The sequence below is a fragment of the [Clostridium] clostridioforme AGR2157 genome (genome assembly GCF_000424325.1).
In the GTDB taxonomy this organism is placed as follows: Bacteria; Bacillota; Clostridia; order Lachnospirales; family Lachnospiraceae; genus Enterocloster; species Enterocloster clostridioformis_A.
Window position 1 is genome coordinate 88,959 of the sequence record NZ_AUJR01000015.1, and the last position, 7,780, is coordinate 96,738.

General features: G+C 46.6%; 6 protein-coding genes and 2 pseudogenes. 1 reads left to right on the forward strand and 7 read right to left on the reverse strand.

Translation table 11 applies throughout. From position 1 onward, the window contains the following. Positions 1–87 precede the first annotated feature (87 nt). The 7 genes and pseudogenes from G614_RS0109075 to G614_RS0109105 form a co-directional block, all read right to left on the reverse strand. Positions 88–546 carry a low molecular weight protein-tyrosine-phosphatase gene (locus G614_RS0109075; RefSeq protein ID WP_027641718.1) on the reverse strand — a complete coding sequence of 153 codons (459 nt, stop codon included), beginning with the start codon at positions 544–546 and terminating at the stop codon, positions 88–90. A 185-nt stretch (positions 547–731) separates the two neighbouring features. After that, positions 732–1,929: pseudogene (locus G614_RS27160) on the reverse strand (integrase DNA-binding domain-containing protein). Between the two features lie 111 nt (positions 1,930–2,040). Further along, entirely contained in the window at positions 2,041–2,274 is a 234-nt protein-coding gene (locus G614_RS0109085; RefSeq protein WP_027641719.1) for an excisionase, read from the reverse strand. 308 nt (positions 2,275–2,582) lie between these two features. Continuing rightward, a complete protein-coding gene (locus tag G614_RS0109090) occupies positions 2,583–3,920 on the reverse strand; it encodes a virulence-associated E family protein (protein ID WP_027641720.1) in 1,338 nt (445 codons plus the stop codon). Then, entirely contained in the window at positions 3,889–4,533 is a 645-nt protein-coding gene (locus G614_RS0109095; RefSeq protein WP_027641721.1) for a CHC2 zinc finger domain-containing protein, read from the reverse strand. The genes G614_RS0109090 and G614_RS0109095 overlap by 32 nt, the downstream gene beginning before the upstream one ends. A 64-nt stretch (positions 4,534–4,597) precedes the next feature. After that, a complete protein-coding gene (mobQ, locus tag G614_RS0109100; RefSeq protein ID WP_027641722.1) occupies positions 4,598–6,178 on the reverse strand; it encodes a MobQ family relaxase in 1,581 nt (526 codons plus the stop codon). A 146-nt stretch (positions 6,179–6,324) separates the two neighbouring features. Further along, positions 6,325–7,173, reverse strand: coding sequence for a MerR family transcriptional regulator (locus G614_RS0109105; protein WP_027641723.1), 849 nt, complete (start codon positions 7,171–7,173; stop codon positions 6,325–6,327). A gap of 415 nt (positions 7,174–7,588) precedes the next feature. Here G614_RS0109105 and G614_RS32145 point away from each other — a divergent pair. Further along, a pseudogene (locus tag G614_RS32145) lies at positions 7,589–7,780 on the forward strand (IS21 family transposase); the annotation flags it as partial.

Sequence of the window (7,780 nt, forward strand, 5' to 3'; positions counted from 1 at the left end):
TCTTAAGGAGCGTAATATTATGCCGGCTGCAGTGTCGTAGAGACAAACGGGGCAATAGTATAAGCTGTCAGTAAGGAAGGGCAATGTTTAAAGACGCTCTAATATATAATTCAGCAGTGCAGTGCAGCCTTCCGTCACATCGGACCAGGTGGTGTCGAAGTCACCGGTGTACCATGGGTCGGCCACATCCCTACCAGAACCAGTGAGTTCCATAAGTTTAAAAATCTTGTGGTCAGGATCACCACCTGCAATGCGCTGCATGTTGCGAATATTCCAGCTGTCCATGCCAATCAGGTAATCAAATGAATTATAATCTGCCCTTGTCATCTGCTTTGCGCGGTGCCCTTCGCAGGGAATGCCGGCCTGCTTTAATTTGGCGCGGGTCCCGTGGTGTACAGGATTACCGATTTCTTCGGTGGACGTAGCAGCAGAATCTGCCTGAATTACCCCGGACAGGCCTCCTTCCTTTAGCAGGCTGCGGAAGTAGTAGAGGGCCATGGGGCTGCGGCAGATGTTGCCGTGACACACGAAAAGTATTTTTATCATCTTCTTATATCTCCATTTAAGTCTTGTATTTCTTCTCAAACGCTTGATATTTCAGGGTTTTCCGACTTTTGAGTTTTCCTTTCTTTTCAAGGTATCTTCTCAAATCTTCTCATGTTTTCTTATGTTTTTCCCTGCAATCTTGGTAAATCCGTTGGTAAAGCAAGCATCCTTACCAACGGGCTTTTTTAACTATTTGCTATCCGATATACTTCTTCCTTTGCATCATCAAAATTCACATGGGTGTAAGTGTTCAAGGTTACACTGATGTCTGCGTGACCCATGATATACTGCAAGGTTTTCGGATTCATCCCGGATTTTGTCATGTTAGAGCAAAAGGTGTGCCTGCATACATGCGGGGTAACTTTCGGCATCTGGATACGGTAAATCTTGTTGTATTTCTGAATGATATGCTCCAGATACTTCTCCCAGTGAAGGGCAACCATCGGCATATCGTTTTTATCCAGAAACAAAAATCCAGCATATCCTTTCACCATCGGCTCAACCTTTGGTGTCTTGCGGTTGGCAATAATTCTGCGAAAACACGCTGCGACAGCTTCTGTCATCGGCACATAGCGGATACCTTTGTCTGTTTTTGGTTCTTCAATCACATACTGCATCTGTGCAGTTCGCTGTAACTGATGGTCTACCTTGATATGCATTTCTCCAAACTCGATTTCTGAAACCGTCAGTCCAGAACTCTGAGATACGAAGCCCTGTGTGAAAAAGAATGTAGATTGCATCATAGTATCTGCTGAAATGCTTATCTTCCTGAATAAACTTTAGCAAATCTCTCTGCTGCTTTCGGGTAATCGCTTCTCTGGTAACAGAATCATTGACAATGACGGATGCAAGCTCAAATTCAAATGGATTTTTACGAAGCAGATCATCGTCTACTGCCATCTGAAATGCCGGTCTGAGAACGCCCCGGATAGAATGAATGGAACTGTATCCACGCCCATCAATCTGCTGGAGCTTAATCAGCCATGCCTTTGCATCCGACAAACGCACCTTATCAATTCGCTGTTTCCCGAAGTCCTCTTTTTTCAGCATATTGATAACCGTTTTATATCCGGCAACCGTATTGTGGCGGACTCCGGTTTTCAATGAAACATATTTTTCTACCAGTTCCAAAACAGTATAGTTGCCACCGTTTGTTACGATACGGTCAAACAAATCCGCTTCAATCTGTTTTTCTTTCTCACGCAGGGAAGGCTCTCGCTTCTTCCCCTTTGGCATTGGGTCATTCTTGTCCAAACGCCAGCTGTACACATTTTTCTCTTTTCCGTCCTCATCAATATAGCGGAACCGATACCTCCCATCTTTACGCTGATACTCGCCCTCTCGCAAAATCCGATTACGGTTATCTCGTCTTTTTTCACTCATCGTGAACTCTCCTTTCAAAAAAAGAGAGCCAGACTTGCACTCTTATCATAGCACAAATCCAGCTCTCCGCATAGTTATATCATATGAAATCGGTAAATCTGTCAACTCTTTTTACACAGTAGTAGCCTGATCCAGATACCGTTCAAATTTCTCACGCTTAATGAGGGCACGATTGCCATTCATCACATAAAAATCCTCATTGGGATGTGTGTCAATAAGCGTTCTCAGTTTTCCTTCGCCGATATGATAATATCTGGCAGCTTCTTCAATAGTAAGCGTATATCTACGCCACACCGGAATATCTGAGTAATTTTTTCCTTCAATATTCATCTTATTATTTGCCATAGGCAGTTATCCTCCATAACTATCGTTGTCGCAGCATTCGCCAAATGGATATGCAAGCGTATCCGCTTGGCTCATTGCCTGCGCACAGGAAAACAGCCAGACAGAGGGTGTCGGCAACGAAGTCCGGCAACGGGCTTCAAAAGACCTTGCAAACAATCTCAATCTGGCGATGGTTACTATTTATACTTTTCTTTTATTTTTCTTTTGTTTTGGTTGTCATAGGGGAGAAAAGCCCGCAGTTATGGGATTTTCCCCGGCAACCGGATCGGCAACGGGACAGCAACAGGGGGTGCAACGGGCTGTCATTTTCAGAATGGAAGCTCCATCTGTTCTGTGACCTCCACAAAACCGTCCATCGTTTTTTCAGACGGGTTGCCGGAGTCCGTTGCCGGGTTTTCACGCTCCCAGCCCTTTTGCCTGCCATATTCCGCAAACATCCTTGGGTTCGGGAAGTACCGCCAGCCGGAAATGCACTGGTTCATAATCTCGTTAATTTCCCGGATTTCCCATTGCTTCGGCTCGTCAAAGGCATGGTTTAAGGCTTCCTTGTAAAGCTGCTTGGAGCAGACCATGCTCCCGGTGTACTTATCAAGATACGCCTGTATCATCCCGGCTTTGGTGTCCTCCGGCATAAAATCCCGCTGGTGTTCTTTGAGATACCGCTGCATGGCGGGACTGAAAGACAGCTTGAACCTGCCGCTTCGGTAAATCTCCATTGCTTCCGCCCACATCTGTTCAATATAGGCTCTGGAAGCGGCTTCGTCCTCCAAAATGTGAACCTCCGCCTGCTCTGGGTACACCATGACCGGGATAAAGCGGCGGTTGCCGGAACGGTCAAGGGGCAGGAAGTCAAGGGCATTGGAAGTACCGCCAAACACGCACTGACGGGGGCGGTCTGCCGGGTGGGTTTCATAGGGTATCTTGTAAACCTCTTTCTGCCGGCTTAAAAATGACTTGATTTCCTCAATGCTCTTGGCATTGGCGGTTGCCATCATTTCCGACATTTCGATAATCCAGTGACCTTGCAGCTTGCGGTACACATTGTCATCGTCCAGCTTCCGCAAATCATCAGAGAACCACTCGTCCCGGACTGCCAGCAGACGGAAGAAGGTGGACTTGCCAGCCCCCTGACCGCCTACCAGACAGAGCATGATTTCAAACTTGCACCCCGGCTGAAAGGCTCGTGAGATTGCACCCAGCAGGAACAGCTTCAACGCTTCATAGGTGTAATCATCTGCGTCAGCCCCCAGAAAGTGCCGCAGGCAGAAGCGGATTCGCTCTGTACCGTCCCACACAAGGCCATTGAGGTAGTCCCGGATGGGATGGTAATTGTTTTCATTCGCCACAATCCCGATGGCATTATCAATCTTTTTCTCATTGGTAAGCCCATAGGTTTCTTCCAGATAGAGAAGCAGATACTTCATATCTGTATCGTTCAGGGCTGTGCCTTCTCTGTGAAAACCGATGGGCTTTATGATATCCTTGCGGTCAGTCAGGATGTTGTATGCGATAGCCCCGGAAAGCAGCGGGTCACGCTGGAATACGGTCAGACAGTTCCGTATGCTCTGACGGATACCGCCTTTCTCAGTGGTTTCCAGCCCTGCTTTGATTTCCTCAATGCTCTGGGGCGGCTGCATGGCATTCATGGTGTTTTTTAGTTCTTGCTGCGTCTGCGGCTGCAAGCTCTGCCATTCGTTGTTCAAGCTGTATCACATCCTTTCCGTAGTCCGTAATCAGGGCTGCTTTTTCCTCTGTCTCCCCAAACATCAGCACATCCAGCAGATATTCCACTTGGGCTTGCTTCTGCAAGGCTTCCACAAACCGGGGATTAAAAGTTTCCTCCACCGAGTGAGGGGCGTAATCCGTTCTCCATGCCATAAGCAGATGGAGATAATCGGCAAGAATACGGAAGCAGCGGTTCTTTGCTTCCTGAAACTGTTCCTCCGGGGATTTCTGCCGGGGCTTGGGCTTTTTTGCCTTTCCCGGCGGTTTCCAGTCCTCATAGGAAAGCCCGAAGTCCTGTGCCAGTTGTACGGCGGCTTCTTTCTTTCCCAGCCCATACAGGGCGGCGGCAAAATCAATCACATCCCCATCTGCGCCGCAGCCAAAGCAGTGGTAACGCTGATCCAGCTTCATGCTTGGGGTTTTATCGTTGTGGAACGGGCAGCAAGCCATCCCGTTCCTGTTTACATGGATTCCATAATGCTCCGCAGCCTGTCTTGTTGTGACGGACTGCTTCACAGCTTCAAATACATTCAAATCTATCCCTCCTTGAAAAAAGAAAAGCACCTGACATCCTCTGATTGAAAATGGCAAGTGCCTGTTAAAGTTCCATATCCTGTTGTTTGTGTTTCGTCTGTGCCGGGGCAGTCCTTTGTGCCTTTTTCTCGTCAGCCTTATCCCGCAAGACTTCTTTGAGGGGCTGCTTCTTGGGCAGCTCTTTACTTTCCTTTGTGCCGGGTATGGCTTTCCGTACCCAGTAGCGGATATCTCGCAGCTTCTTCAAATCATCCTGTACCTCGGTCAGCGGCACTTTCAGCTCTGCAATTTCGCTGACCAGTTTTGCCTGCTCCTGTTGCAGCTCCTTTTTGGTTCTGTCCTTATCGTCCGGGTGCTTGGCAAGGTAGGCAGTGGCTTTCTCATACCGGGCAACCTCCGGGTGTTCCTGTTTGAAATTTTCCTTTGTTTTCTTGAAAAATATCTTTCTGTACTTATAATAGACAGGCTTACATTCCTTACAGTCTGTCCGGGCGGAAAGAATCCCGTCAATCACTTTGCTGCGGGCTTCCTTTGGCTTCATCTGACTGCAGTAGTCGGTAACAGATTTCTCGGAAGCTTCCAGAAACGCTTCCAAATCCTCTACGGTAGAAAGCCCCTTTCGCCGGAGATAGGACAAGGCTTCGCTGACTGCCTTTAAGTCCTTTGAAGTCCCCCGGTTCTGTCCAGCCCTTGTCCAGCTGCTCCGTTCTTCTTTTCGTATCTCCATATACTTCATCAAAAGATTAGGAAGAAATGTCGCTTCCTCCGCCGCTTTTTGTGCAAGCAGTTCTTTCCGTTTTTCTCCCAGTTCGGTAATCCAGCCTTTGAGATTTTGAATGAGCTGCCGGATAGACTTCATCAGGCGGTTGGCGGCTTTGATTTCCCGGTTCAGGTTGCCGATATTCGTCTGAATACCACGCTTTTCCATCTGCCAGACGGCAGCCCCCTCATGGATAGTGGGGACAATATCAAGCCCCTGTCTGGCATAGGAACGCAAATCCACACGCTCCGGGCGGTTATTGGCTTCCAGATAACGGTTCTGGATGATCTCCCATTCATGCCGCCAGATTTCACAATACTTCTGGTCGTTCCAGTCAACCGTATCCTCCTTGTGGCTTTTCCACCTGCCTGACGGAAGTTTGAATCGTTCCCCGTTTTCGTCAAGGTCATAAACCTTGCGGCTCTTGGGAAGCCATTTCCCATGTTCGTCCATCGCCCGCATGGTCAGCAGGACATGGGCGTGAGGGTTATGTCCCGGCGGATGAGGGTCATGGATAGCAAAATCCACAATCATGCCTTTGGAAACAAACTGCTGCTGGCAGAACTCCCGGACAAGGACAGCGTACTGGTCGGGCGGTATTTCTCTGGGGATGGTAAGCACCCACCGCCTTGCAAGCTGGGAGTTCCATTGCTTTTCCACCGCTTCGGCGGCGTTCCATAGGGTATTGCGGTCCGCGTACTCCGGCGGGGCATTTGCCGGAAGCAGGATTTCATTGTGGACGATACCACGCTTTTCCGGATAGTGTTTCACTTGCTGGTCATATTCACAGAACAGCTTTTCGCCGCTTTGGTAAGCAGCGGCGGCAACCGCAGACTGCCGCTGGCTGCGCTGCACAACAGAGATTTCGTTGTGTGGACAGGGCATTTCGTGTCCCTCCTTTCTGTGATTCATGGATGGGGTGGCGTTTTACCACCTCATTTTGGACAGAAAAAAAGCAGGAGACCTTTTTTCAGATTTCCTGCTTGGTGTGCCGCTGTGTGGGCGGTAGGTATTTAGTTAAATAGCACCTACTACTTAATGTTATAAACGGTTTCTATTGCTTGTGAGAAGAATTCAGAAGCACCTTTACCATATTTTTCGTCTATCATTGGTTTAACTATTTCATTACGATAGTACTGTGCCTGTGCCAACATGAATTCTTCTTCATTTTTTATCTGTGAAAGCTCCTTCATAACCAATCCATACTCTTTGACGATTTCCTTGACTTCCACAGAGTTTACATCACAATTTCTTTTTGCAATTAGTTTTTGCAATATTTCCTCAATTCGCTTGTTGTAACTTTCAGCCACATCCTTGCTAATGGGATTATTTGCAACAGACAGAAACTTTTCTTTTCCGCCATACCATTCAACAACTTTAGCGTAGCCTTTCTGCATTTCTTCTGATGAAACTACCTCGATATAATGTTTTTTCCATTCTTCAATGCTTCCAAACTCTTTGGCTGCAAGATTTTTCATGTTTTCTGGCATATGCTCAATCATAGTTTGGAACATTTCTTCCACTTCTGTTTTACTGAAAATTGCAAAATCCATTTTATTATCTCCTTTCAGAATGTCATCAATGCTGTTAATCAATCGTTCCATGCGTTCTTTTTTTGCTACCAGCATTTTTCTCTGCATTTGCAAAATTTGGTTTCTTTCAAGAACTGGATTGTCCATAACAGCTTTGATTTCTTTCAGCGGAATATCAAACTCACGAAAAAACAAAACCTGTTGTAATGTTTCCAATGCTTTATCGTCATAAAGCCGGTATCCCGCATCACTTTTTTTCGTTGGTTTAAACAAGCCAATTTCATCATAATAGTGAAGCGTGCGAACGCTGATACCTGTTAAATCTGATATTTCTTTTACCGTCCTCATAGCTACTAACCTCCTGTTCTTGATAAGATAACTTTAATCTATGACGCTCCGTAAGAGTCAATAGGTATTTTTGATTTTTTTCAGTATAACATTTTTCTATCTTTATCAAAAGATAGAGAAGTTCTTCTACTATACTTGTCGGCTGGGAACAGCTTGCAATGCAAGGTGTCCCCAGATGGCAAGTTCACAAAAGGGTAGCTGGCGGTAGCCAGCGCAGGGGAAGCGTAGCGTCCCCTGTTTGATTTGGAGCAGTGTTTATGATACACTAGAATTACCGAAAAAAAGCGTCAGAATTCCCTGAAAAGAGCAAGGGAAATTCCCTAAAAAAGGCGGGACATATTGAATCCCCTTTAACTAACGCTTATCCTTTATCTAAGCACGACCAAAGATAAAGGAGGAAAGGAAGATGCTCACTATGTCCCAAATCAATCATATCAAAGATTTGAGCAGTTGTGGATACCGAATCAGTGAAATTTCCGAAAAAACCGGCTCGGATCCCAAAACAATACGCAAATACCTCTCACAGGATGATTTCTCCCCTGTTCCACCGATTGCACAGGAGAATCCTTCAAAACTTGATCCATTTAAGCCTGTCATTCAGGAGTGG